The organism is Brevundimonas sp. PWP3-1b1 (assembly GCF_049896065.1).
In the GTDB taxonomy this organism is placed as follows: domain Bacteria; phylum Pseudomonadota; class Alphaproteobacteria; order Caulobacterales; family Caulobacteraceae; genus Brevundimonas; species Brevundimonas intermedia_B.
On record NZ_JAFCTO010000001.1, the window covers coordinates 1290580 to 1314470 of the forward strand.

25 protein-coding genes are annotated in these 23891 nt (G+C 67.4%); 19 read left to right on the plus strand and 6 right to left on the minus strand.

Annotated elements, in window-relative coordinates:
• Positions 1-53: 53 nt before the first annotated feature.
• Together hrpB and ACP69V_RS06295 are read left to right on the plus strand one after the other, a co-directional pair.
• Positions 54-2480 (plus strand): ATP-dependent helicase HrpB, encoded by a 2427-nt coding sequence (gene hrpB / locus ACP69V_RS06290; RefSeq protein ID WP_426023118.1) that lies wholly within the window; start codon positions 54-56, stop codon positions 2478-2480.
• Between the two features lie 57 nt (positions 2481-2537).
• Positions 2538-3818, plus strand: a complete 1281-nt coding sequence (locus ACP69V_RS06295) for an MFS transporter (RefSeq protein ID WP_426023119.1) — start codon at positions 2538-2540, stop codon at positions 3816-3818.
• Here ACP69V_RS06295 and ACP69V_RS06300 read toward each other — a convergent pair.
• From ACP69V_RS06300 to ACP69V_RS06310, 3 genes are read right to left on the minus strand one after another with little or no spacing between them, the layout of a single operon-like run.
• The gene (locus ACP69V_RS06300) at positions 3815-4624 is read right to left on the minus strand and encodes a TrmH family RNA methyltransferase (protein WP_426023120.1); all 810 of its coding nucleotides are present in this window, start codon (positions 4622-4624) and stop codon (positions 3815-3817) included. The genes ACP69V_RS06295 and ACP69V_RS06300 overlap by 4 nt on opposite strands.
• A complete protein-coding gene (locus ACP69V_RS06305) occupies positions 4621-5532 on the minus strand; it encodes a class I SAM-dependent methyltransferase (RefSeq protein ID WP_426023121.1) in 912 nt (303 codons plus the stop codon). The genes ACP69V_RS06300 and ACP69V_RS06305 overlap by 4 nt, the downstream gene beginning before the upstream one ends.
• 18 nt (positions 5533-5550) lie before the next feature.
• The gene (locus ACP69V_RS06310) at positions 5551-6951 is read right to left on the minus strand and encodes a glycosyltransferase family 2 protein (RefSeq protein WP_426023122.1); all 1401 of its coding nucleotides are present in this window, start codon (positions 6949-6951) and stop codon (positions 5551-5553) included.
• Between the two features lie 119 nt (positions 6952-7070).
• Between ACP69V_RS06310 and ACP69V_RS06315 the strand changes: the two genes are divergently transcribed.
• The 4 genes from ACP69V_RS06315 to ACP69V_RS06330 are packed head-to-tail and all read left to right on the plus strand — an operon-like array spanning position 7071 to position 10241.
• Complete coding sequence (locus ACP69V_RS06315) at positions 7071-7700, plus strand: TetR/AcrR family transcriptional regulator (RefSeq protein ID WP_426023123.1); 630 nt, start codon at positions 7071-7073, stop codon at positions 7698-7700.
• Between the two features lie 8 nt (positions 7701-7708).
• Positions 7709-8503, plus strand: coding sequence for an ABC transporter substrate-binding protein (locus tag ACP69V_RS06320; protein WP_426023124.1), 795 nt, complete (start codon positions 7709-7711; stop codon positions 8501-8503).
• Positions 8500-9489, plus strand: coding sequence for a FecCD family ABC transporter permease (locus ACP69V_RS06325; protein ID WP_426023125.1), 990 nt, complete (start codon positions 8500-8502; stop codon positions 9487-9489). Before ACP69V_RS06320 ends, ACP69V_RS06325 begins: the two co-directional genes overlap by 4 nt.
• Complete coding sequence (locus ACP69V_RS06330; protein ID WP_426023126.1) at positions 9486-10241, plus strand: ABC transporter ATP-binding protein; 756 nt, start codon at positions 9486-9488, stop codon at positions 10239-10241. The genes ACP69V_RS06325 and ACP69V_RS06330 overlap by 4 nt, the downstream gene beginning before the upstream one ends.
• Here the strand turns inward: ACP69V_RS06330 and ACP69V_RS06335 are convergent.
• Positions 10235-12292: a transglycosylase SLT domain-containing protein gene (locus ACP69V_RS06335; protein WP_426023127.1), complete on the minus strand. Its 2058-nt coding sequence runs from the start codon at positions 12290-12292 to the stop codon at positions 10235-10237. The two genes, ACP69V_RS06330 and ACP69V_RS06335, sit on opposite strands and share 7 nt — an antisense overlap.
• Before the next feature lie 125 nt (positions 12293-12417).
• Between ACP69V_RS06335 and dapA the strand changes: the two genes are divergently transcribed.
• Both dapA and smpB read left to right on the plus strand, forming a co-directional pair.
• Complete coding sequence (gene dapA, locus ACP69V_RS06340; protein ID WP_426023128.1) at positions 12418-13302, plus strand: 4-hydroxy-tetrahydrodipicolinate synthase; 885 nt, start codon at positions 12418-12420, stop codon at positions 13300-13302.
• A complete protein-coding gene (gene smpB, locus ACP69V_RS06345) occupies positions 13302-13775 on the plus strand; it encodes an SsrA-binding protein SmpB (protein WP_159851251.1) in 474 nt (157 codons plus the stop codon). The genes dapA and smpB overlap by 1 nt, the downstream gene beginning before the upstream one ends.
• A gap of 3 nt (positions 13776-13778) precedes the next feature.
• Here smpB and ACP69V_RS06350 read toward each other — a convergent pair whose 3' ends face one another.
• Positions 13779-14414: a uracil-DNA glycosylase gene (locus tag ACP69V_RS06350; protein ID WP_426023129.1), complete on the minus strand. Its 636-nt coding sequence runs from the start codon at positions 14412-14414 to the stop codon at positions 13779-13781.
• Positions 14414-14950, minus strand: a complete 537-nt coding sequence (locus ACP69V_RS06355; protein WP_426023130.1) for an NYN domain-containing protein — start codon at positions 14948-14950, stop codon at positions 14414-14416. Before ACP69V_RS06355 ends, ACP69V_RS06350 begins: the two co-directional genes overlap by 1 nt.
• Between ACP69V_RS06355 and folK the strand changes: the two genes are divergently transcribed.
• The 11 genes from folK to era all read left to right on the plus strand — a co-directional run bounded on the left by folK (position 14949) and on the right by era (position 23889).
• Positions 14949-15530, plus strand: a complete 582-nt coding sequence (gene folK / locus ACP69V_RS06360) for a 2-amino-4-hydroxy-6-hydroxymethyldihydropteridine diphosphokinase (protein ID WP_426023131.1) — start codon at positions 14949-14951, stop codon at positions 15528-15530. The two genes, ACP69V_RS06355 and folK, sit on opposite strands and share 2 nt — an antisense overlap.
• A gap of 46 nt (positions 15531-15576) precedes the next feature.
• Positions 15577-16014 (plus strand): cupin domain-containing protein, encoded by a 438-nt coding sequence (locus ACP69V_RS06365; RefSeq protein ID WP_426023132.1) that lies wholly within the window; start codon positions 15577-15579, stop codon positions 16012-16014.
• Between the two features lie 85 nt (positions 16015-16099).
• On the plus strand, positions 16100-16459 hold the full coding sequence (gene rpoZ, locus ACP69V_RS06370; RefSeq protein ID WP_426023133.1) for a DNA-directed RNA polymerase subunit omega: 360 nt from the start codon (positions 16100-16102) through the stop codon (positions 16457-16459).
• Between the two features lie 224 nt (positions 16460-16683).
• A complete protein-coding gene (locus tag ACP69V_RS06375; protein WP_426016854.1) occupies positions 16684-18753 on the plus strand; it encodes a RelA/SpoT family protein in 2070 nt (689 codons plus the stop codon).
• Positions 18750-19508: a TIGR00730 family Rossman fold protein gene (locus ACP69V_RS06380; protein WP_426023134.1), complete on the plus strand. Its 759-nt coding sequence runs from the start codon at positions 18750-18752 to the stop codon at positions 19506-19508. Before ACP69V_RS06375 ends, ACP69V_RS06380 begins: the two co-directional genes overlap by 4 nt.
• A 50-nt stretch (positions 19509-19558) precedes the next feature.
• Complete coding sequence (gene pyrE / locus ACP69V_RS06385; protein WP_346495372.1) at positions 19559-20143, plus strand: orotate phosphoribosyltransferase; 585 nt, start codon at positions 19559-19561, stop codon at positions 20141-20143.
• A 4-nt stretch (positions 20144-20147) separates the two neighbouring features.
• The gene (locus tag ACP69V_RS06390) at positions 20148-20888 is read left to right on the plus strand and encodes a pyridoxine 5'-phosphate synthase (RefSeq protein WP_426023135.1); all 741 of its coding nucleotides are present in this window, start codon (positions 20148-20150) and stop codon (positions 20886-20888) included.
• Positions 20885-21286, plus strand: coding sequence for a holo-ACP synthase (gene acpS, locus ACP69V_RS06395; RefSeq protein ID WP_426023136.1), 402 nt, complete (start codon positions 20885-20887; stop codon positions 21284-21286). Before ACP69V_RS06390 ends, acpS begins: the two co-directional genes overlap by 4 nt.
• A 55-nt stretch (positions 21287-21341) precedes the next feature.
• Complete coding sequence (gene lepB / locus ACP69V_RS06400) at positions 21342-22235, plus strand: signal peptidase I (RefSeq protein WP_426023137.1); 894 nt, start codon at positions 21342-21344, stop codon at positions 22233-22235.
• Complete coding sequence (rnc, locus tag ACP69V_RS06405) at positions 22235-22945, plus strand: ribonuclease III (protein WP_426023138.1); 711 nt, start codon at positions 22235-22237, stop codon at positions 22943-22945. Before lepB ends, rnc begins: the two co-directional genes overlap by 1 nt.
• Positions 22942-23889, plus strand: coding sequence for a GTPase Era (gene era / locus ACP69V_RS06410; RefSeq protein WP_135196008.1), 948 nt, complete (start codon positions 22942-22944; stop codon positions 23887-23889). Before rnc ends, era begins: the two co-directional genes overlap by 4 nt.
• Positions 23890-23891 lie beyond the last annotated feature (2 nt).

The window sequence follows — 23891 nt, forward strand, 5'->3', positions numbered from 1 at the left end:
TTAAGGCGTGACGACGCTTTCGTGATCAGGGCGCATCGGGCTAGAGGCGGGACATGCTGCCCATCCACGCCGTTCTGGAACCGCTGAAAGCCGCCCTGTCGCAAGGCAATACGGCGGTGCTGGCCGCGCCTCCGGGGGCCGGAAAGACGACGGTCGTGCCCCTGGCCCTGCTCGACCAGCCGTGGCTGGAGGGCAAGGTTTTGGTGCTGGAGCCGCGACGCCTGGCCGCACGGGCGGCAGCCGACCGGATGGCCAGGACGCTGGGCGAACAGGCCGGCGGGACCGTGGGCTATCGCACCCGGTTGCAGAGCCGCATCGGGCCGAAGACGCGGATCGAGGTGATCACCGAGGGCGTCTTCACGCGGATGATTCTGGACGATCCGGGTCTGGAGGGCGTGGGCGCGGTTCTGTTCGACGAGTTTCACGAACGCAGCCTGGACGCGGATCTGGGGCTGGCCCTGGCGCGCGAGACGCAAGGCCTGCTGCGCGAGGACCTGCGGCTGCTCGTCATGTCGGCGACGCTCGACGTCGTGGGGGTGTCGCGACTGCTGGACGGTGCGCCGGTGATCGAGGCCGAGGGGCGGGCCTGGCCAGTCGAGACCCGGTATCTGGGCCGCAGTCCTTCCGAACGGTTCGAGGAGGCCGTGGCGCGGGCCTGTCTGACGGCGCTGGGCGAAGAGACGGGGTCGCTGCTGGTCTTTCTGCCGGGGCAGGGCGAGATCCACCGGGTCGCGCGGATTGTGAACGACCGGCTGCGACTGCCGAACGTCGATGTCGTGCCTCTGTATGGCGGACTGGACCGCGGCGAGCAGGACCGGGCCATCGAACCGGCGGCGCCGGGGCGGCGCAAGCTGGTGCTGGCGACGTCGGTTGCGGAGACCAGCCTGACCATCGAGGGCGTCCGTGTGGTGATCGACGGCGGCCTGTCGCGGGTTCCGCGTTTCGAGCCGTCCAGCGGCCTGACCCGTCTGGCGACGGTCAAGGTCAGTCGGTCCTCGGCCGAGCAACGACGCGGCCGGGCCGGGCGCACCGAGCCGGGCGTCTGCTATCGCCTGTGGGACGAGGAACAGACGCGCGGTCTGGTCCCGCATCAGCGGCCGGAAATCCAGGAAGCGGACCTGACGGGCCTCGCGCTGGACCTGGCGCGATGGGGCGCGCGGTCGGTCGAGGGGCTGGCCCTGCTGGACCCGCCGCCGGCCGGGGCCATGGCCGAGGCGCGTAAGGTGCTGACGCGGCTGGGGGCGCTGGATGCGAACGGGGGACTGTCTAAGCACGGCCTGCGGCTGACACGGATCCCGCTGTCGCCGAGGCTGGCCCATATGGTCGCCGTGGCGTCGGACGGGGGCGATGCCATGACGGGCGCCCGGATCGCAGCGGTGCTGAGCGAGCCGGGGCTGGGCGGATCGGGCGTCGATCTGGCGGATCGGCTGATCGGGCTGGAGCGGGATCGGTCGCCCAGGGCGCGCGACGCGATGAAGCTGGCGGATCGCTGGGCGCGCGCGGCGGGCGGCGGGGCGGGTCGCTTGATCGATGCGGGCCTTATGCTGGCGGAAGCCTTTCCAGAACGGATCGCCAAGGCGCGGGGCAAGGCCGGCGAGCTGTTGCTGGCCAGCGGGCGAGGCGCGGTGCTGGAGGTGACCGATCATCTGGCGCGCGAACCTTGGCTGGCGGTGGCGGAACTGGGCGGGGGCGATGCGCGCGATCGTGTGAGGCTGGCGGCGGTGCTGGATGCGGACCGGATCGAGACCGATCTCGCTCGTCTGATCTCGGTCGAGGACCGGCTGGTGCGTGAACCGTCGGGGCGTTCGGTGATCCGCCGGTCGCGACGGATCGGGGCCATCGTGCTGGACGAAAAGATCGTCGGCGCGCCGGATGCGAAGACCCTGGCCGCCGCCCTGATGGCCGAGGTCGAGGCTGACGGGCTTGGCGCGCTGAAATGGGGCGAGCAGGCGTCGGGACTGCGCGCACGGCTGGCCTTCTTGCACGACCGCGACCCGACCTGGCCCGACGTATCGGACGACGCCCTGCTGGGCGCGCGCGAGGACTGGCTGTGGCCCTTGCTGGACGGGGCGAAGTCGCTGGAGGGGATAGCTGACGGCCGTCTGGCCGAGGCCCTGCGCGGGTTGATCCCCTGGGATCTGCAGCGGCGGCTGGACGACCTCGCGCCCACGCGTTTGGTGACGCCGCTGGGGTCGGCGGCTATCGATTACGGCGCCGAGGGTGGGCCGAGGGTAGACATTCGCGTGCAAGAGCTGTTCGGCGTGACGACGCATCCGACCGTCGGTGGCGTGCCGTTGACATTAGCCTTGCTATCGCCCGCGCGACGGCCGGTGCAGGTGACCAAGGACCTGCCGCGCTTCTGGGCCGGTTCCTGGGCGGCGGTGCGGGCCGAGATGCGGGGACGGTATCCGCGTCACCCCTGGCCCGAGAACCCGGCCGAGGCGCAACCGACGAACCGGGTGAAGCCGCGCGGGACCTGAGCGCCTTGACGCCCCGGCAGGGAAACGGGCATCGCAGAGGGCAACTTGGAGCCCATGATGTCCGACGCCGTCCTGCCGAAGAACTCCACCGGTCGCGTGCTGTTCGCCAGCCTGATCGGCACGACGATCGAGTTCTTCGACTTCTACATCTACGCCACCGCCGCCGTGCTGGTGTTTCCGGCGCTGTTCTTCCCCGGCGAAGATCCGGGCACGGCGCTGCTGTCGTCGTTCGCCACCTTCTCCATCGCCTTCTTCGCGCGCCCCATCGGCGCCCTGGCCTTCGGGCATTTCGGTGACCGGGTGGGGCGCAAGGCGACGCTGGTGGCGGCCTTGATGACCATGGGGCTGTCGACCGTGGCCATCGGCCTGTTGCCGACGCACCAGCAGGTCGGCATGCTGGCGCCCATGCTGCTGGCTCTTTGCCGTTTTGGTCAGGGATTGGGTCTGGGCGGCGAATGGGGCGGGGCGGTGCTGCTGGCGACCGAGAATGCGCCACCGGGAAAGAAGGCCTGGTTCGGCATGTTCCCGCAGTTGGGCGCGCCCATCGGCTTCATCCTGTCCACGGCGTCCTTCATCATCCTGACCTCGACCATGAGCGAGAGCGCGTTCGAAGGCTGGGGATGGCGCATCCCCTTCCTGGCCAGCGCCATATTGGTGTTCGTTGGCCTGTGGGTGCGGCTGAAAATCAGCGAAACGCCCGAGTTCCAGAAGGCCGTTGATCGCGACGAGCGGGTCAAGGCGCCGGCCGTGACCCTGTTCGCCCATCACAAGGCGGCGCTGGTGCTGGGCACGTTCAGCGGGGTGACGACCTTCACCCTGTTCTATCTGATGACGGTGTTCGCCCTGGGGTGGGCGACGACGGGGATGGGCCTGGCGCGGGCGGATGTCTTGCCGATCCAGTTGATCGGCGTGCTGTTCTTCGCCGCCTGCATTCCGGTGACGGCGTTGCTGGCGGACCGATACGGGCAGGTGAAGGTGCTGATCTGGTCGTCGGTGGGGATCGGCCTGTTCGGCTTCCTGTTCGCGCCGCTGTTCGGGGGCGGTCTGACCGGGCTGCTGATCTTCTTTGCGCTGGGGTTCGCCCTGATGGGCTGCACCTATGGCCCCATCGGCGCGGCCATGGCGCGGCCGTTCCCGACGGCGGTGCGCTACACTGGCGCATCAATGGCGTTCAACCTGGCGGGCATCCTGGGTGCGTCGCTGGCGCCCTATATCGCGTTGAAGCTGGCGGAGCGATTCGGGCCGGGGGCCGTGGGCGGTTATCTGGCGATTTCGGCCCTGATCACCATTGTCGCCCTGTGGGGCATGGGGCGTGTGGCGCCCGAAGAGAAGCGTTAGGCCTCGTCGGTCGCGGCGTAGACCATGATGCCGGTGGCGATGGCCAGGTTCAGGCTGTCGGCCCGGCCGCGCATCGGGATCTTGACGTTGACGTCGCAGGCGGCGGCCAGGTCGTCGGTCAGGCCGGCCTGTTCATTGCCCATCAGGATCAGAGACGGTTTCTGCATCACCGCCGACCGATGGCTGACGGTGGCGTCCAGGCGGGTGCCGACGACGCTGCCGGGCCAGGTCTTGCGCCAGGCCAGGAAGGCCTCGGGGGCCGTCTTGGTGATCGAGACGGCGAAGACCGAGCCCATGGTCGCGCGCACGGCCTCGACCGAATAGGGATCGACGCAGTCTCCGATCAGGATGACGCCGCCGCATCCGGCCGCGTCTGCGGTGCGGATGATGGTGCCCAGGTTGCCGGGATCGCGCACCTGTTCCAGCGCCACCCAGCAGGGGGCGGAGGCCGGGTCCAGGCTGTCGAGAGGCGCATAGGCCTGGTCGAACACGCCCAGCACGGTCTGCGGATTGTCGCGGCGGCTGATCTTTTCGAGGATGGCGTGGGTGACGATGATGATGTCGCCGCCGGCCTGACGTGTCGCGGCCTTCGCGCGGTCCAGAAGCGGATGAGGGCGGGCTTCCTCGCCGACCAGCAGCATGCGTGGCGCGCGACCCAGGTCCAGGGCCTCGCCGATGAACTTCAGACCCTCGGCCAGGAAGGCGCCGGTCAGGTCGCGCTCCTTGCGCATGTGCAGGGCGCGGACGCTCTTGATCGTGTCGTTCGTCAGGGAGGTGATGACGCGATATTCGTCTCGGGCGCTCATCGGCTCCACCGCGCGAAGAAGGACAGGCCGATGGCGCGGGCGTTCGGGCCGTCTTCGGACAGGGCCAGTTCGCCCCAGTCGATGCGGCCGCCGCGATTGTGCGTCGCCTCGACCATCAGGTGCGCCAGCGACAGGCCCGAGACGCGTGCGGCATAGGCGTTCAGCAGCAGGAAGTCGGCGTCGTCGGCCAGAAGGGCGGCGCAGTCCTTCAGCAGGGCCGGCATGTCCTCGAACAGGCGCCAGACCTCGCCGGTCGGGCCGCGCCCGTATTTGGGCGGATCCAGAATGATCCCGTCGTACTTGGAGCCGCGACGGACCTCGCGGGCGACGTACTTGCGGGCGTCCTCGACGATCCAGCGGATCGGGTGCTGGCTCAAGCCGGACTGTTCGGCGTTCTCGCGGGCGTAGGCGACCGACTTCTTGGAGGCGTCGACATGGGTGACCTCAGCGCCGGCGGCGGCGGCGGCCAGGCTGGCGACGCCGGTGTAGCCGAACAGGTTCAGGATTTTCGGCGCCCGGCCGGCTGTGCGCGAGAAGTCGCGCAACCGATTGTCCAGCCATTCCCAGTTGGCGGCCTGTTCGGGGAAGAAGGCCAGGTGGCGGAAGGGGGTGAAGCGGCCTGTGAATTTCACGTCGCGCCATTTCAGGGGGAAGGAGTCGATGGGGCCGTGCTGGTCGAACTTCCAGCGGCCGGAATCTTCCTCTTCCTGCTGGGGGTCGAAGGTGGCGGTGGCGTTTTCGAAGGCCGCCGGATCGCGTGGCGACCAGAAACATTGCGGCTCGGGCCGGACGACTGTGTAGCGGCCGTAGCGTTCCAGCTTCTTGCCATCGCCGGAGTCCAGCAGGGCGTAGTCGGACCAGCCGGAGGTCACGAGCGTTTCGGGAGTTTTTGAAAGGACGGGCGCCATCGTCGGGCTGATAGGCGCTCAGGCGGCCTCGCGTCCAGACTCCTGCGCCACGACGGTCAATTCCGCCGTCTGGGCGTCGCCATCGTGCGGGGTCTTGTCCCAGACGTGAGGTTCGACGATCAGGCGCCAGGCGGCATGGACGAAGGCGAGGCTGAGCAGCGACCAATAGGCGGGGGCGGCAAGTATATCGCCGAGCCGATAATTCAGCCCGGCGCGCTTGGCGCCGACGGCGCAGCCCATCCAGGCGGCGATGACGCCCAGGGCCAGCACGCCCAGCGAACCTACAGGCGTCGCCGGCGCCATCCCGGCATGAAGCCCGACCATCAGCGCCGACGCCAGCCAGGCCAGGGTCGGGGCATGGGCTGCGGCCGACAGGATGCCGGCGCCCAGGGTCATGACCAGGGACAGCAGTCCCCGTCGTCCCAGGCCACGCGGGCGTCGAGTGTGGACGCCCCAGGTCTGCATATAGCCCTTCAGCCAGCGCGTCCGCTGAGGCAGCCAACGGTCCAGGGCGCCGGGCGGGGTTTCCCAGGTCGGGCAGTCGATGACGTCCAGTTTCCAGCCCAGCGACCACAGTCGAAAGCCGAGGTCGGCGTCCTCGGTCACATTGTGGGCGTCCCATCCGCCAGCGGCGCGTAGGGCGGTCATGCGGATATGATTGCTGGTGCCGCCCAGCGGGAAGGGCAGGCCCAACCGCGCCATGCCCCGCAGCGTCACCTCGAACAGGGCCGCGTATTCGAAGGCGAACTGCCGATCCAGGAAGGCGGACCCGGCGCGACCCGAGGGGCGGATTCGCAGCGGCGCCTGGAGGCACCCCAGCCGAGGCTGAGCGACGAAACGCGCCGCCGCCTGGCGCAGCTGTTGCGGATGCGGTCGGTCTTCTGCGTCGTAGATGGTGACCAGATCGCCTGAGGCCTGTCTCAGGGCGTGGTTCAGCGCGCGAGGCTTGGTCAGGGGCGAACCCGGCGGGACGACCAGAATCTTGATCCACGACGGGCGCGGCGTGGCCTGGGCGGCGGCGAGGGTGGCGTGGTCGTGGGTTTCGAGAACGATGAAGGCTTCGAGCCGGTCAGGCGGATAGTCGATGCGGGCAAGGTTGGCGATCAGTTGCGGCGTCACCGCCGCCTCGTCATGCAGCGCCGCCAGTATGGTGTAGCGCGGCCATATGATAGGACGGGCGCAGGGCCTGGGGCGGCGCAGGCTGGCGATGGCGATGACGGTCTTCCAGATCGCCGAGACGACGAAGGCGGCCTGGAACAGAATGAGCAGCGTCAGGAAAGCGGCCTGAGGCCAACGGACCAGAGCGGCGGCAGCGCCCAGAGCCAGCAAGATCATCGCCGTGATCTGGAAACCGCTGGGCATGCGCCGTGCGGCGCCGTTTCTGCGAGGCGTGATCCCCGGATGTGTCCAGACCTCCATGTCGCCGCCCCCGCACCTCCACAACCGCTAATCGCTATTTGAAACAACTGTGTTCGGCAAGCTGGTTGGCGTCTGGGACGGATTGTCGCTATTCAGGGCGCCTCACCCGGAGCAGCCGTTTGTCTGACGTTTCGAACTCTTCGCGCACGAACCGAAAGCCCAAGGGCGAAGGCCATTCGCGGCGCGGCGAAATCCTGACGGCGGCCGAGCGAATCTTCGTCGAGCATGGCTATGAGGGCGCGACGATTCGCAAGATCGCGGACGAGGTCGGCCTGTCGTCCACGGCGCTGTACATGCATTTCCCCGACAAGGGTGCGATCCTGCAGGAGATCTGTCGCGACGCCTTTTCGCGCCTGATCGCCGCCAATGCGGCTGTGGCGGACGAGGATGCGCCGCCGATACGCCGGTTGCGGCGGATGATCGACGGCTATGTCGATTTCGGCTTCGCCCATCCCAACGCCTATCGACTGATCTATCTGACGCGGCCGGTCGAGGCGCGCGAGGGCGCCCAGGACATGGCGCGAGAACTGGGTGGCGGTCTGTTCACGACGCTGCAGGCGACGGTGGCCGATGCGGTGACGGCGGGCGACCTGAAAGGCGATCCCAGCGTCCTGGCCCAGGCCATCTGGGCGACGGCGCATGGGGTGGTGTCGTTAATGATCACCAAGCCGTATTTTCCGTGGGCGGATCGTCAGACGCTGGTCGATACGATGTTGGACGCCCTGTTTGCGGGCCTGCCCCGGCCATGAAGCGAAGCGTGGGGGCGTTCGCGGCCCTGATCTTGATCGCTGGCGCAGGCGCGGCCCAGGCGAAGCCTTTGCGGGTCATGGCGTTTGATCAGTGTGCGGATCAATATGTTCTGGCGCTTGCGCCGGATGCGGAATTAGCGCTGTCGCCCCGCGCCGACGATCCCGACGCCTGGTTGCGGCGCGAGGCGGCCGGACATCGGCGGTTACGGCCGACGCTGGAGGCTGCGGTAGGTTTCAGGCCGGATGTGGTGGTCCGCTACTGGGGTGGCGAACCTCGGCTGTTGACCGCGTTGGAACAGCGCGGGGTCAAGGTGATCACGATCAATGACGCCGTCGATCTGGAGGGCGTTCGCCAGAACATCCGCACGGCGGCGCGCGGTCTGGGCCAGGTCGAGCGCGGACGCAGGCTGGAGCAGCGGATGGACGCCAAGCTGGCGCGGGCGGGGCCGGTTGGACAAACGACGAAGGCGCCGGGGGCGGTCTATCTGACCTCGGGGGGCTTCACGTCCGGGCCGGGCACGCTGATGAATGCCATGATGCGCGCGGCGGGATTTCGCAACCTGACCACTGCCCCCGGTTTCGGCGCCGTCAGCGTTGAGCAGATCGCCCTGAACCCGCCGGCGCGGTTCATCCTGGGCTTTTTCGATCAGTTGAGGGCCGACTTGCGCGGGCCTGGACGGCATCCGGTCGTTCGCCGGGCGGCCGAGGGACGGACGGCGGCGCGGTTGCCGGCGGCGAGCCTGACCTGTCCCGCCTGGTTCGCGGCCGATGCGGTGGCGATGATGGCTGAGGGCCGGCCGTGACCGGGACGGTGCGACTGTGTCTGATCCTGGGCTTGCTGATCGTGGCGGCCTTGGCGCTGGCGATCCTGGCGGGTGAGACGGCGTTCAGCGGAGATCAGTATGCCGCCGCCTTCGGCGATCCGAAGTCGGGACCGGCCGAAGTGCTTTGGCAGGTGCGGGCGCCGCGCGCGGTCTGCGCCCTTGTCGTCGGCGCGGCGCTGGGTCTGGCGGGCGCGGTGATGCAGGGGATGTTGCGCAATCCTCTGGCCGATCCCGGCGTGCTGGGCGTGTCGGCGACGGCGGCCCTGGGCGCGGCGCTGGCCATCGTGCTGGGTGCGGCGGCCGTGCCGGGATTGGTCGAGTTGTCGGCCTTGGCGGGTGCGGTCCTGGCTGGGGGACTGTTGATCGCGGCGTCCAGGGCCATGCGGGCGCCCGAGGCGCTGATCCTGTTCGGCGTGGCGCTATCCAGTTTTGCAGGCGCGGCGACCGCATTGATCTTCAACCTGTCTCCCTCGCCGATCGCCTCGGCGGAGGTGATGTCGTGGCTCTTGGGATCGGTGCAGAACCGAAGCTGGATCGACGTGGCCTGGGTGACGCCCGCAGTGATCGTCGCGGCGGTGTTCGCCGGTCTGTCGGGATCGGGCTTGCGGATGCTGACCCTGGGCGACGAGGGGGCGGCGACGTCAGGATTGAACATGGGGCGAATTCGGTTGTTCGCCCTGATCGCGGCGGCGGTGGCGACCGGGGCGGCGGTCGCGGTGGCGGGTGTCATCGGCTTCGTGGGGCTGGCCGCGCCGCATCTGGTACGGGCGACGGTTAGGGGGGATGCCAAGCGGATTTTGGCGCCGTCGGCCCTGGCGGGCGGGCTGATGCTGATCGTGGCGGACCTGCTGGCGCGGCTGACGCCGACGGATCAGGAGCTGAAGCTGGGCGTGTTCACGGCCCTGATCGGCGCGCCGTTGTTCGCATTGATCGCCTGGCGCGCGGCGCGGGAGTGGCGGCTGTGAGCCTGTTGTCGCTGGAGAAGGTTCAGGCGCGGCTGGGCAAGACCGTGGTTCTGGAGGGGGTGGACCTGTCGGTCGGGGAGGGCGAGGTCGTCGCCCTGTGCGGGCCCAACGGGGCCGGCAAGAGCACCGTCATTCGTGCGGCCGTCGGCCTGCTGGAGACCACCGGCGGTCAGGTCAGGCTGGGCGAGAAGCCCATCGCAGACCTGTCCCATCGCCAGCGGGCGGAACAGGCGGCCTATCTGCCTCAGGAGCGGCGGATCGCCTGGAACCTGCCGGCGGTCGAGGTGGCGGCCTTGGGTGCGCCTTTCCTGTCGGGCGCCGAATCCTTGGCGCGGGCCAAGGCGGCCTTGGAGGAGGTCGGCGCCGGCCATCTGGCGGATCGTGGTGTGGCGGAGATGTCGGGAGGCGAGCGGGCGCGTGTTCTGCTGGCGCGGGCCCTGGTAGTCCACGCGCCGCTGCTGCTGGCCGACGAGCCGATTGCAGGTCTCGACCCGGACGCGCAGCGGCTGGTGCTGGAACGGCTGAGAGCACGCGCCGACGACGGGGCGGGGGTGCTGGTCAGCCTGCACGACCTGACCCTGGCCGCGACCATGGCGGACCGTGTCGTGGTGCTGGATCAGGGCAGGGTGGTCGCCGACGCCACGCCGATCCAGGCCCTGTCGCCCGCCGTCCTGCGCGAAGTATTCGGGCTGGACGGCGGCTGGATCGAGGGGCCGAACGGGCCGCTGTTGGCGGCCCGCCGAGCTCAGTAGGCGTAGGGCCGAGGACCAGCCGCCGAACCGCGCGAAATGTCGGCCGACGGCGTCAGCGGCGCCGTTCCGCCGTTCAGCCGCGCCTTGTAGACGGCCATGTTTTCCATCACCCGCATCATGTAGTTGCGCGTCTCGGTGAAGGGCGCGCATTCGATGAAGTCGATGGCGGCGGTGGCGTCGCCGCGCGGATCGCCGCATCGCGACACCCACTGGCCAGACCGCGCCGGCCCGGCGTTATAGCCGACGGTCGCCAACAGCATGGAACCGCTGTTCGACGCCATCAGCTCGCCCAGGTGATAGCTGCCCAGCGTCATGTTGTAGTCGGGATCCCACAACTGCTCGGCCGAATAGCTCATGCCCAGACGCCGTGCGACGCCCGAGGCGGTGGACGGCAGGAATTGCATCATGCCGCGCGCGTCGGCGCCGGAACGGGCGCGTGGGTCGAAGCTGGATTCCTGACGGGTGATGGCCTGGGTGAACTCCAGCGGAGCGGCGCCGCCGACCTGGGGCGGGACGCGGATGGGATACATGCGCTCGGGCATGACGAAGCCGCGCTGGCTGGCGGCGCGACCGACCATCATGGCGGTGAAGCCTTCGCCATAGCCGCGCGACAGGTCCATCAGCAGGGCCAAGTCGTTGATCGTCGGCAGGTCGTTGTCGAGCTGATAGGCGAAGACGCGCAGCAGGCTGGTCTCGCCGGTTTCGCCCAGGATGCGCGTGGCGCGGACAATCTCGTTGCCCTCGAAGCGGGCGATGTCGGCCTGTGACGGGACGGGTTCGCCCGGCAGCTGAAGCGTGGTCATGCCGGCCTTCTCGGCGGACAACTGACCATAGAAGGTCTGCCAGTGCTGGGCGCCGTTGCGGTAATAGGCGAGGGCGGCGTCGCGCTCGCCGCGCGCCTCTGCGGCCCGGCCCAGCCAGTAATAGGCGCGGCCTTGCGTGATCGGGGTGGATGAGGCGGTGCGCAGGGCCTCGAAGTGGCGGGCGGCGACCTCGGGCTGGTTCAGCTTGGTCAGGGCGACCCAGCCGGCGAAGAAGTCCGCATCCACCATCCGGTCGCCCGAGGTGAAGCCGTGACCGTTCATGGCGTCATAGGCGGCGCGCCAGTTGCCTTGCTGCAAGGCGTCGAGGAAATAGTTGCGACGCTCGCTCCACAGCGTGTTGTCTCCGGTCGTGTGACCGGGGGCGCCGGGCAGATTGGCCAGCAGGGCGAAGCCCTCGGACTGGCGGTTCTGCGATCGCAGGAGGCGCACGCGTTCCAGAACGACGGCGGGATCGGCCGCCTGGGCAGGCGTCAGATTGGCGATGACGGCGTCGGGGCTGTATGCCGAGCGCAGGGTCATGACCGTGTTGGCGATGGCGGCGCGATCAGGCGAGACCAGATTGACCATGCTGCGCGTCGCCGGGCCGTGCGGGCCGAGCAACAGCATGTTCAGCCGCGCCTCGTGATCGGCGGGCGTCAGCCAGGATCCCCACTGGCCGAGGATGCGCGACTGGGGCGTATCGTCGAACGAGCGGGTGCGCCACCAGTCGCGGACCAGGGCGCGGGCCTCGTCCTGGCGACCGCGTTGTTCGAGCGCCGACGCATAGGCGATGGCGCCTTCCACCGTCGTGGGCTTGCCGTCGGACATCAGGGCCAAGGCCGCATCGGCGCCCATGCCGGAACGGTCGAGAACCTTTTCGGCGGCCGCGCGGCGTGATTCGTTGCGGGGCCAGCCGGCGAGATCGCTCTGACCGCGCGCGAGGTCCGCATAGGACAGTTGCTCGCCCGAGGTGTCGATCAGCGCCCATTCGACCAGTTTTCGCGCCGAGGCGTCGCGGATCTGGGACATGGCGGACTGGGCGCCGAAGACGTCGCGTGCGCGGGCGGCGGCGAGGCCCTGGCGAAACAGCGCCGTGTCCTGATCGTTCAGCACGCGCCCCTGATAGGTCGCGGAATAGCCGGGCACGGACGACGACGCCGACGCATAGGGAACAGGCTGGGTCGGCAGGACGTCCTGCGGGTTCGGCGCAAGGACGGCGAGGGCCGCCGCCAGACTGGTCGCTATCATGATCTGTCCTGTTCTCATTCAATCCGGTTGCGGCGAAGCCGCTGGCGACCTAACGTCCCGCGCTCATTGCAAAGGCGATGAACATCCGTCCATCGTCCCTCCCCACGCAGGCCAAGTTTAGTCCCATGACCGCCCCCTTGTTCAAGGGCGTGATCACCGCCCTGATCACACCACTTCGTGACGGAAACGTGGACGAAGCCGCATTCGCCAGATTGCTGGAGCGCCAGATCGCCGCAGGGGTCCACGGCGTCGTGCCGATGGGCACGACGGGCGAGGGCGCCAGCATGGATCTGGACGAGCACAAGCATGTGATCGAACTGTGCGTGCGGCTGGCGGCCGGGCGCGTCAGCGTCATCGCCGGCACGGGCTCGCCCTACACCAAGGAAGCCATCGACCTGACCCGCCACGCCAAGACGGTGGGCGCGGATGGGTCGCTGATCGTAACTCCCTATTACATCCGCCCGTCGCAGGCGGGCATGGCGGCGCATTTCGAGGCCGTGGCCGACGCGGTTCAGTTGCCGATCCTGCTTTATAACGTGCCGGGGCGCACCGGGGCCGACCTGTCTAATGAGACGGTGGCGCGGCTGGCGGCCCATCCGAATATCGTCGGCATCAAGGACGCGACCGGCGACATGAGCCGGGTCAGCTGGATGCGGACCAATATCGGCGGCCAGTTCGACCTGATCTCGGGCGATGATCCCAGCTATCTGGGCTATCACGCCCATGGCGGGGTCGGGCTGATCTCGGTGGCGTCCAATGTCGCGCCGGAAGCCATGGTCGCCCTGCACAATGCGATGACGGCGGGCGACTACGCCACCGCTCGCGACTGGCAGGACCGGCTGATCGGCCTGTGCAAGGCGCTGTTCCTCGACAACTCGCCGGCGCCGACCAAATACGCCCTGGCTCGTTTGGGGCTGTGCAACGAAGAGGCGCGTCTACCGCTGTCGCCGACGTCTGATGTGGTCAAGCCGCTGATCGACCGCGCCATGGCGGATGCGGGCGTCGGCTGATGGCGCCGCAACCCCAGTCCAAATCCAAGGTCATCGCCGAGAACCGCCGCGCAAGGTTCGACTATTTCCTGGAAGAGAATATCGAGGCCGGGATCCAGTTGCTGGGCACCGAGATCAAGGCGTTGCGCGACGGGCGGGCCAATATCGCCGAAAGCTATGCGGCGGTGGAAGGGCGCGAGATCGTCCTGATCAACGCCGACATCCCGCCCTACAAACAGGCCAATCGCTTCAACCACGAACCGCGCCGTCCGCGGAAACTGCTGCTGCACAGAAAGCAGATCGACCGCCTGATCGGGGCGGTGCAGCGCGACGGACAGACCATCATTCCGCTCAAGCTTTATCTGAACGACGCAGGCAAGGCGAAGCTGGAGATCGCCCTGGCCAAGGGCAAGAAGCTGCACGACAAGCGCGAAGCCTCGGCCGAACGCGACTGGCAGCGGGACAAGGCGCGGCTGATGCGGGACAAGGGCTGAGGCTCAGGCGTCGATCAGGATGCGGACGCGCGCGAAGATGTCCTCAAACATCTGAGGCGTCAGTCGGCCGGTGTTCGTGTTCAACCGCGAGCAATGATAGCTGTTCACGATGACGTAGCCGCCGGCCTCGCCCTGGGCGCCATGGCCTGCGGGCATGGCGGAGGCGGGACGGCCGAACGCCTTGAGAATGTTGCGACGTGACACGTCGCCCAGGGTCACGATCACCTTCAGATTGGGCAGCAGGGCCAGCCGGTCGATCAAGAAGGGCCGGCAAGTGGTTTCCTCGACCGGCAGAGGCTTGTTGCCGGGCGGGGCGCAGCGCACCGCATTGGTGATCATGCAGTCCGTCAGCGTCAGGTCGTCGTCGCCGTTCGGATCATAGTGACCGTGCGCGAAGCCCGTCTTCTTGAGGGTGTCGTAGAGCAGCCAGCCGGCATGATCGCCGGTGAAGGGGCGGCCGGTACGGTTGGCGCCGGTGCGGCCGGGCGCGAGGCCCGCGATCAGCAGGCGCGCGTTCGGATCCCCGAACGAGGCGGCGGGACCGTTCCACCAGTCGGGGTTCTGGCGCGCATTCTCCTGGCGATAGGCGACCAGGCGCGGGCAAAGCGGACAGTCGCGGGGCGGTTCGGGCGTCAGCATTATTGGGCGCTCTTGGGACGGCCGAACTCGGCCATCAGGTCGTTCAAATCCAGGAAGGCGTCGGCCTGGCGACGCAGTTCGTCGGCGATGTGCGGCGGCTGGGTCTTCTGAGTCGAGACGACGGTGACACGCACGCCACGCGCCTGAACCGCCTGAACCGCCCGCCGAAAATCTCCGTCCCCGGAAAACAGCACGGCGTGGTCGATGTGTGGAGCCAACTCCAGCATGTCCACCGCAATCTCGATGTCCATATTGCCCTTGATCCGGCTGTGGCCCTGACCGTCGGTAAAACGCTTCACCGGCTTGGTCACGACCGAAAAGCCGTTGTAGTCCAGCCAGTCGACCAGCGGTTTCACGGGTGAGAATTCTTCGCCCTCGACCACGGCCGTATAGTAATAGGCGCGCGTAAGGATGGATTTCTCGCGGAACCAGTCCAGCATCCGTCGGAAGTCCATGTCGTGCTGCAAGGCGCGCGCGGCGGAATAAAGGTTCGAGCCGTCGATGAAGATCGCCAGCCGGTCGGTGGGATGAAACATGGTCGATGCCGTCGAAAGAGATGAAAAATCGGACTCCGCGGCCGCGCCAGGCGTCGATGTCGGAATCGACGACGGGTTCGACCTGAATGATGCAGTCATCGTGGCGCTGGGCTGCAATGACAAGGGGGCATGGGCATCGTGCCGCGAAGCGCTGGAGGCGGCGCTCGCGCGATTTCGCAGCGAGGGGATCGATGTCGTGGCCCGGTCGTCGTGGTGGTCTTCGCTGGCCTGGCCCGATCCGCAGGATCCTCCCTTCCTGAACGGCGTCGTCATGGTGCGCACCGCCCATGATCCGCACGAACTGATGACTGCCCTGGGACGGATTGAGGACGCGTTCGGTCGCGAGCGGTCGGTTCGCAATGCGCCGCGAACGCTGGATCTGGATCTGATCGCCTACGGCCGACTGAGCGGTGATCTGGACGGGTTGATCCTGCCTCACCCCCGTGCGGCCGAGCGACGGTTTGTCATGGGGCCGATCGTCGAGATCGCGCCGCGCTGGCTGCATCCGACGCAGGGTGGGACGGCGAGCGAATTGGTCGAGACCGCGTCGGTCGGTCGCGACGCCCATCCCTTGAAGTAGGACGCGGTTCGTGAGCTGATCTCTCTCCTGACACCGGGAGACATTCATGCTCGTCCTTTCTATGGCCATCCTGCTCGCTGCCGGGGTGGTGCAGGAATCGCATCCTGTACCTGCCTCGCCGCCTGCGGGAGTCGGGCTGGTGATCCATGAGGCGGATACGATGGTCCGCCAGCCGCCGCCCCATAACGGAACGGGAATGAGCACCGCCTATCGCATCTCGGGCGTGGCGCCGAACCGATCGATGGAGTTCAGGAAGCGCGTCATGCATCCGGGATCGTCCATCGGCCTGCACGTCATCGCTCACGACGAGGTCTATCATGTCGTCAGCGGGGAGGGGGACGTGACCACGGACGGCGTCACCACCCGGATGAGGGCCGGTGACACGGCCTATCTGTATGACGGCGGCAATGTCGGCATCCAGCAGGTCGGCGCAGACGATCTGGTGCTGATCATCGCCTATCCTCTGGCGCGTCGGACCGACTGACGCCGCACTTTCGCCCCTGTGGCGTTGCAAAAGTCAGTCCCCATCTGTATTTGACGCGGTTCTCCCCCGCGTTCGAGGAATTTTCATGGCCCGCGTCACCGTCGAAGACTGCATCGAGAAGGTTCCGAACCGCTTTGGTCTGGTGCTGATTGCCGGCCACCGCGCCCGCAGCATCGCCAATGGCTCCGCCCTGACGATCGACCGCGACAACGACAAGAACCCGGTCGTCGCCCTGCGTGAGATCGCCGACGACACCGTCGTTCCGGACGAGCTGCTTGAGACCATCATCACCACGCTGCAACGCGTCGATGAGCGTACGGAAGCCGAAGACGACGCGGAGACGGTCGCCCTGCTGGCCGCGCCGCAGCACATGAACATGGCCGAGGCGGAACTGATCCGCGCCCTGCAAAGCGACCGCGACGGCGGTCAGGAGGAGCGGTACTGACGCCCGAGGGAGCCCCTGGCGTCACTATCCTGCCGGCGCGGACCGAAACGGTTCCGCCGGCGCCCCAAGCTGCAAACAAAAACGACCCTAAATCTGTCGCCGCCGATCCGGGACGGCCGAGCAAGCGTGCGCCGATCCTGCGCCAGTTCGAGCTGATCGAGGCCGTAAAGGCTTATGATCCGACGGCCGACGAAGCGCTTCTGAACCGCGCCTACGTCTATGCAATGAAGATGCACGGCTCGCAGCTGCGAGCCTCGGGCGATCCCTATTTCGCCCACCCGATCCAGGTCGCGGGCATTCTGACCGACTACAAGCTCGACACCGCCACCATCGTCACAGCCTTGCTGCACGACGTGGTCGAGGACACCTCGGCGACCCGCGACGACATCGCCGGCATGTTCGGCGAGGAGGTCGCGGTCCTGGTCGAGGGCGTGACCAAGCTGAGCCGGCTGGAGCTTCAGGCCGAACACACGCGCCAGGCCGAGAACCTGCGCAAGTTCATCCTGGCCATCAGCCGGGACGTGCGGGTGCTGCTAGTCAAGCTGGCCGACCGCCTGCACAACATGCGCACGCTTCAATATGTGAAGCCCGAGAAGCGCGAGCGGATCAGCCGCGAGACGCTCGAAGTCTATGCGCCGCTCGGCAGGTCGATCGGCATCCACTCCATCGCCTCCGAGCTGGAAGAGCTGGCCTTCACCCACCTGAATCCGACCGCCAAGACCGCCATCGAGCGGCGGCTGGAGGCGCTGAAGCTGGAACACGGGCGCGCCATCGAAGGCGTCGCAGGCGAGGTCGAGCGCGTGCTGTCGGAGGCCGGCCTGACGGCCAATGTCTATGGTCGCCAGAAGACGCCCTATTCGATCTGGCGCAAGCTGCAGCGCAAGTCGGTCGGGTTCTCGTCCCTGTCCGACATCTATGGTTTCCGCGTCATCGTCGAGGCCGAAGACGACTGCTATCGCGCGCTGGGCGTCATCCACCGCGAATGGCCGATGGTGCCCGAGCGGTTCAAGGACTTCATCTCGACGCCCAAGTCGAACAACTATCGCTCGCTGCACACGACCGTTGTCGGACCCCGCGGCCTGCGCATCGAGATGCAGATCCGCACCGAGGAGATGGACCGGATCGCCGAGGACGGCGTCGCCGCCCACTGGCGCTACAAGAACAAGTCCTATGGCTTCGACCGCGAGGCGATGGAGCAGGGCGGGGGCCGCGATCCCCTGCAGAACCTGCGCCATCTGGTGCAGGTGATCGAGCACGGCGAGGGCGGCGAGGACTGGGTCGAGCACGCCAAGCTCGAAATGTACCTGGATCAGGTGTTCGTGTTCACGCCTAAGGGTCAGCTGGTGACGCTGCCGCGCGGCGGCATGCCTCTGGACTTCGCCTATGCCGTCCACACCGAGGTCGGGGACACGGCGGTCGGGGTCAAGGTCAACGGCGAGTTGAAGCCGATGCGGACGCCGCTTCAGAACGGCGACGTGATCGAGATCATTCGGGGCTCCAAGCGCGAAGTGCCTGCCGACTGGCGCAGCCTGACGGTCACCGGCCGTGCGCGCTCGGCCATCCGTCGCCATATCCGCACGTCAGAGCGGGAAGAGTTCATCAAGCTGGGCCGCGTGGCGCTGGATCAGACGCTGGGGCGCGTGGAGAAATCCCTGACCGACGTGTCGCTGAAGCCGGTGCTGGAGATGCTGGCGGTCGCCAACGACGAGGATCTGTTCGAGGGGCTGGGCCGGGGCCGGCTGTCGCCGACGACCGCCGCCGAAATCCTGTTCCCCGCACTGAAGGGGCGGCTGAAGGCCGGGCCGGAGAAGCAGCGGATCGAGGGCGACAAGGCGCGGCTGTTCGTGCGCGGCGGCGGGCTGACGCCCGGCGTGACGGTGCATTTCGGCCAGTGCTGCACCCCGGTGCCGGGCGACCGGATCGTGGGTATTCTGGAGCCTGAATCCGGCCTGACGGTGCACACCATCGATTGCCAGACCCTGGCCGCCTTCGCGGACGACGATTCCGTCTGGCACGACCTGCAATGGACGCCCCAGGCCGAGACGGACGCTGTCGCCGCCGCCCGCATCCGTGCGACGATCCGCAATGCGCCAGGCGTGCTGGGCCAGGTCACGACCCTGATCGGCGAGGCCGGCGGCAATATCATCAACCTGTCGATGGCGCACCGCCAGCAGGACTTCTTCGACGTGGACGTGGACGTCGAGGTCGAGGACGCCAAACACGCGACCATGATCATGGCGGCGCTGCGGGCCAATCCGTCGGTCGATTCCGTCGAGCGCGCGCGGGGCGAATGAGCGAGACGGTCAAGCCGAACGCGGCCCAGATGGCGTCGGCGTCCTATCGCATGGCGGCGATGGATCAGGATTTCCTGCTGGGCGATTCCATGCGCGGCGTCCGCTTCCTGATGGAATACGCCAAGCCGGAGGAGGCGCTGAGGGCCTGGGGCGTGCGCTCCACCATCGTCGTCTTCGGCAGCGCCCGCATCCGCGAGGGTCATCGCTGGTACGAGGAGGCGCGCGCCTTCGGTCGGCTGGCGTCCGAGCGGGGCGGGGCGTTTCGGGGTTCCGTGGGCGAGCCGCGCGACAACGTCATCGCCACCGGCGGCGGACCGGGCATCATGGAGGCGGCCAATCGCGGCGCCGTGGACGCCGGTGCGCCCTCCGTCGGGTTCAATATCATCCTGCCGCACGAGCAGGAGCCGAACGCCTATTCGACGCCGGAACTGACCTTCCTGTTCCACTATTTCGCGATGCGGAAGATGCACCTAGCGATGCGGGCCAATGCGCTGGTGGTCTTCCCGGGCGGATTCGGCACCTTCGACGAGATGTTTGAGATGCTGACCCTGCGCCAGACGAAGAAGGCGCCGCCTGTGCCGGTCGTTCTGGTGGACAAGGCCTACTGGACCTCGGTCATCGGTTTCGACGCCCTAGTCGAACACGGGATGATCGCGCCGTCGGACCTGGACCTGATCGGTTTCGCCGAGGACGCCGAGAGCGTCTGGGCCGAACTTCTGGCGCGCGGACTGCGCCCGAACGAAAACATCGAATGAAGCGTCGCCGGAGGGTTCATCCGCGCGCGATCAGGGTCTAGAACCCCTTCATGAACACCCAAGACGTCCTCAACGAGTTTCGCGACGCCGGCGCCCTGCGCGAAGGCCATTTCGTTCTGTCGTCGGGCCTGCACAGCCCGGTCTTCCTGCAGAAGAACCTGGTCTTCATGGACGGGGCGCGCTGCGAGCGGCTGTGCAAGGCCTTGGCCGACAAGATCGTCGCCACGGTCGGCCCGGTCGATGTCGCCATCTCGCCGGCCGTGGGCGGCATCATCCCAGGCTATGAGACCGCCAAACACCTGAAGGTCCGTTCGATGTACGTCGAGCGCGAAGGCGGCCAGTTCAAACTGCGTCGCGGCTTCTCGGTCGAGCCGGGCGAGAAGGTCGTCATGGTCGAGGACATCGTCACGACCGGCCTGTCGTCGCGTGAATGCATCGCCGCCATCCAGGCGGCCGGGGGCGAGGTGGTCGCTGCCGCCTGCATCGTCGATCGTTCGGGCGGCAAGGTGGACGTGGGCGTGCCGCTGATCGCCTTGGCCTCGCTGGAGGTGCCGGCCTATGCGGCTGACGCCCTCCCGCCGGAACTGGCCGCGCTTCCGGTGGAAGATCCTGGCAGCCGCAGATTGTCGAAGTAGAGCCATGCGCGAACGGGTCAGGCTGGGCGTCAACATCGATCACGTCGCCACGGTGCGCAATGCGCGCGGCGGGACGCATCCCGATCCGGCCCGCGCGGCCGAGGCGGCCCTGGCGGCGGGCGCGGACGGCATCACCGCCCATCTGCGCGAAGACCGCCGCCACATAACCGACGCCGACATCGACGTGCTGAGCGCCCTGTGCGCGCGGGCGGGAAAGCCGTTGAACTTCGAGATGGCGGTGACTGAGGAAATGCTGGCAATCGCCATGCGCCACCGGCCCCATGCAGCCTGTCTGGTGCCCGAGCGGCGCGAGGAGGTCACGACCGAGGGCGGTCTGGCGGTCGTGGGTCACGAGGCGCGCATCGCTCCGGTGGTAAAGGCGCTGACGGATGCCGGCATCCGCGTCTCTCTGTTCATCGAACCTGCCGAGGCGCAGGTCGAGGCTGCGGCCGCCGTAGGCGCTCAGGTGGTGGAGTTCCACACAGGCCGCTATTGCCATCTGACCGATCCCGGAGAGCGGGAGGTCGAGTTCGAACGCCTGGCCGCCGCCGCCGCACAGGCCGACATCCTGGGAATGGAGGTTCATGCGGGTCACGGGCTGGATTACGACACGGCGCCGCGCATGCTGGCGATCCCCGAGATTCGCGAACTGAACATCGGCCATTTCCTGATCGGCGATTCGATCTTCATCGGTCTGGACGGCGCGATCCGCCGGATGCGGGCCGCGATGGATGCGGCGAAATGATCATCGGCGTGGGCGCGGATCTGTCGGACATCCGCCGTATCCAGGCCTCGCTGGATCGGTTCGGAGATCGCTTCAAGACCCGCTGCTTCACCGAACTCGAACGCACGCGGTCCGACCGCAAGCCTGATCCGGCCTGGAGCTACGCCAAGCGTTTCGCGGCCAAGGAGGCCTGCGCCAAGGCGCTGGGCACGGGAATGCGGGCCGATGTCTATTGGCGCGACATGGGGGTGGTGAACCTGCGTTCGGGCCAGCCGACCATGGCTTTGACCGGGCATGCCGCCGAGCATCTGGCGCGGCTGACGCCGACCGGACATGAGGCGAAAATCCACCTGACGCTGAGCGACGAACATCCCTATGCGCTCGCCTTCGTGGTGATCGAAGCCTTGCCGCAGTCGTAATCAGGTTATAGGCGTGCGCGATGACCGCGCAGACGCGGCGAGGATGCCTGATCGCATGAGCGAAGACCAAAAGCCCGACGACGCCAAACGCGACGCCACCCCTGAAGAGCGATTTGCGGCTTCGGAGGCGGACGCTCCGGTCAAGTCGGTGCAAGAGCCGACCACGTCGAACCACAAGGTCTATGCGCAAAAGCCCGGCGCTCGTGACAAGACGCCGTCCGCAGCCAGCGAGACGGGCGAGATCGTCAAGACCATCGTCTTCGCCCTGCTGATCGCGATGGTGCTGCGGATATTCCTGTTCCAGCCCTTCACCATTCCGTCGGCCTCGATGGAGCCCAACCTCTACGAAGGCGACTATATCGTCGTGTCGAAGTGGTCGTACGGCTTCTCGAAACACTCGATCCCGTTCAGCCCGCCGCTGTTCGACGGCCGGATCATGGGCTCGGCGCCCAAGCGCGGCGACGTCGTCGTGTTCAAACTGCCGCGTGACAACAAGACCGACTTCATCAAGCGCGTGATCGGCCTGCCCGGCGACCGCATCCAGATGATCGCCAACAAGCTGTATATCAACGACAAGCCGGTTCAGGACGTCGTGGTCAGCGAGCAGGAGATCAACGACATCTTCGGCCCGCGCCCGGTGACGGAGGTCCGTGAGACCCTGCCGGAAGGCAGAAGCTTCATGACCCAGGACTTCGGTCCCGGAAACGATCTGGACGACACTCCGGTCTATGAAGTCCCGGCCGGCCATTACTTCATGATGGGCGATAACCGTGACAACTCGATCGACAGCCGCGTCGAACAGTCCAGCGGCGTGGGCATGGTCCCGGCCGAGAACCTGGTCGGCAAGGCCCAGATCATCCTGTTCTCCTGGAAGCCCGGTTCGTCGCTGTGGAACCCCGTCAGCTGGTTCAACGTGCGGCTCGACCGGTTCTTCAACGTCTTGAAGTAATGGCGAATACGCGAGCTGAATCCGTTGCGGCGCTGGAAACGCGTCTGGGACACACGTTCAAGGACAAAGCCCTGCTGGAGCGCGCCCTGACCCACGCCAGCGTGGGCGAGGGGGCACCGGTCGGAATCCACGGTCCGCGCGACAACGAGCGGCTGGAGTTCCTGGGCGACCGGGTGCTGGGCCTGCTGGTCGCCGAGCGGTTGTCGGCAGAGTTTCCGACGGCCGACGAAGGCCAGCTTTCGTCCAGCCTGCATGCCCTGGTCGACAAGACGGCCTGCGCCCGCGTCGGCGAGGCCTTGGGCGTCGGCCCGGCTCTGCGGCTGTCGCCCGGCGAGACCAAGACTGGCGGCCGTCGCAAGGCGGGCGTCATCGCCGATGCGGTCGAGGCCATCCTGGCGGCGGTCTATCTGGATGGCGGTCTGGATGCGGCGCGGACCTTCTTCGACGCCGCATGGGCCGACGAACTGTCGGCCCCGCCGTCGCGGACCGTCACCAATCCCAAGTCCGCGCTTCAGGAATGGGCGCAAGGCAAGGGCAGGCCGCTGCCGACCTATCGCGTGGCGGATCGGACGGGTTCGGATCATGCGCCGACCTTCACCGTCGAAGTTTCCGTGCAGGACGTGCAGCCCTTGACCGCGCAAGGGCGTTCGCGTCAGGAGGCGGAGAAGGCGGCCGCAACGGCTCTCCTCAAACGTGAAGGCGTCATTTGACCGATTTCGAAAACCAGCGCGCGGGCTTCGCCGCCATAATCGGCGCGCCGAACGCCGGCAAGTCCACGCTGGTGAACCGGCTGACCGGGTCCAAAGTCTCAATCGTCACGCAAAAGGTGCAGACGACGCGCTTTCCCGTGCGCGGCATCGCCATGGAGGGCGACGCCCAGATCGTGCTGGTGGACACGCCCGGCATCTTTACCCCGCGCCGTCGTCTGGACCGGGCGATGGTCGCCTCGGCCTGGGGCGGCGCCCAGGACGCGGACATCGTCGTCCACCTGATCGACGCCCAGTCGCACATCAACTCGGAAGGCCGCGAAGGCACGGCGGCGGATCGCCGCTCGGCCGAGGACACCGAGACCATCATCGCCAATCTGCAGTCCACCGGCACCAAGGTGGTGCTGGCGCTGAACAAGATCGACGGCATGCGCCGCGATACGCTGCTGGCCCTGTCGCAGAAGATGTTCGAGAGCGGCGTCTATTCCGAGGTCTATATGATCTCGGCCGCAAACGGCGACGGCGTCGAGGACCTGAAACAGCGTCTGGCCCTGTCGATGCCCAAGGGCCCGTGGCTCTATCCCGAGGATCAGGCGGCCGATGTGCCCGTGCGCGTTCTTGCGGCGGAGATCACGCGCGAGAAGGTCTATCTGCGCGTCCATGAAGAGCTGCCCTATTCGGCGGCGGTCGAGACCACCAGTTTCGAGGAGCGCGCCGACGGCTCGGCCCGGATCGAACAGACCATCTATGTCGAGCGCGAGAGCCAGCGGCCCATCGTACTGGGCAAGGGCGGCCAGACGCTGAAATGGATCGGCCAGAAGTCGCGCGAGGAGCTGAACGAGCTGCTGGGTCGCCAGGTCCACCTCTTCCTGACCGTCAAGGTCGATCCGAAATGGCAGGATTCGCGGGCTCTTTACGCCCAGTTCGGCCTGGATTTCGACGTCTGAGT

Bases quoted from the DNA above. Each gene is read 5' to 3' on its own strand.
- hrpB (WP_426023118.1), top strand. From the start codon at position 54: ATGCTGCCCATCCACGCCGTTCTGGAACCGCTGAAAGCCGCCCTGTCG.
- ACP69V_RS06295 (WP_426023119.1), top strand. From the start codon at position 2,538: ATGTCCGACGCCGTCCTGCCGAAGAACTCCACCGGTCGCGTGCTGTTC.
- ACP69V_RS06300 (WP_426023120.1), bottom strand. From the start codon at position 4,624: ATGAGCGCCCGAGACGAATATCGCGTCATCACCTCCCTGACGAACGAC.
- ACP69V_RS06305 (WP_426023121.1), bottom strand. From the start codon at position 5,532: ATGGCGCCCGTCCTTTCAAAAACTCCCGAAACGCTCGTGACCTCCGGC.
- ACP69V_RS06310 (WP_426023122.1), bottom strand. From the start codon at position 6,951: ATGGAGGTCTGGACACATCCGGGGATCACGCCTCGCAGAAACGGCGCC.
- ACP69V_RS06335 (WP_426023127.1), bottom strand. From the start codon at position 12,292: ATGATAGCGACCAGTCTGGCGGCGGCCCTCGCCGTCCTTGCGCCGAAC.
- dapA (WP_426023128.1), top strand. From the start codon at position 12,418: ATGACCGCCCCCTTGTTCAAGGGCGTGATCACCGCCCTGATCACACCA.
- smpB (WP_159851251.1), top strand. From the start codon at position 13,302: ATGGCGCCGCAACCCCAGTCCAAATCCAAGGTCATCGCCGAGAACCGC.
- ACP69V_RS06350 (WP_426023129.1), bottom strand. From the start codon at position 14,414: ATGCTGACGCCCGAACCGCCCCGCGACTGTCCGCTTTGCCCGCGCCTG.
- folK (WP_426023131.1), top strand. From the start codon at position 14,949: ATGGTCGATGCCGTCGAAAGAGATGAAAAATCGGACTCCGCGGCCGCG.
- ACP69V_RS06355 (WP_426023130.1), bottom strand. From the start codon at position 14,950: ATGTTTCATCCCACCGACCGGCTGGCGATCTTCATCGACGGCTCGAAC.
- ACP69V_RS06365 (WP_426023132.1), top strand. From the start codon at position 15,577: ATGCTCGTCCTTTCTATGGCCATCCTGCTCGCTGCCGGGGTGGTGCAG.
- rpoZ (WP_426023133.1), top strand. From the start codon at position 16,100: ATGGCCCGCGTCACCGTCGAAGACTGCATCGAGAAGGTTCCGAACCGC.
- ACP69V_RS06375 (WP_426016854.1), top strand. From the start codon at position 16,684: ATGAAGATGCACGGCTCGCAGCTGCGAGCCTCGGGCGATCCCTATTTC.
- ACP69V_RS06380 (WP_426023134.1), top strand. From the start codon at position 18,750: ATGAGCGAGACGGTCAAGCCGAACGCGGCCCAGATGGCGTCGGCGTCC.
- pyrE (WP_346495372.1), top strand. From the start codon at position 19,559: ATGAACACCCAAGACGTCCTCAACGAGTTTCGCGACGCCGGCGCCCTG.
- ACP69V_RS06390 (WP_426023135.1), top strand. From the start codon at position 20,148: ATGCGCGAACGGGTCAGGCTGGGCGTCAACATCGATCACGTCGCCACG.
- acpS (WP_426023136.1), top strand. From the start codon at position 20,885: ATGATCATCGGCGTGGGCGCGGATCTGTCGGACATCCGCCGTATCCAG.
- lepB (WP_426023137.1), top strand. From the start codon at position 21,342: ATGAGCGAAGACCAAAAGCCCGACGACGCCAAACGCGACGCCACCCCT.
- rnc (WP_426023138.1), top strand. From the start codon at position 22,235: ATGGCGAATACGCGAGCTGAATCCGTTGCGGCGCTGGAAACGCGTCTG.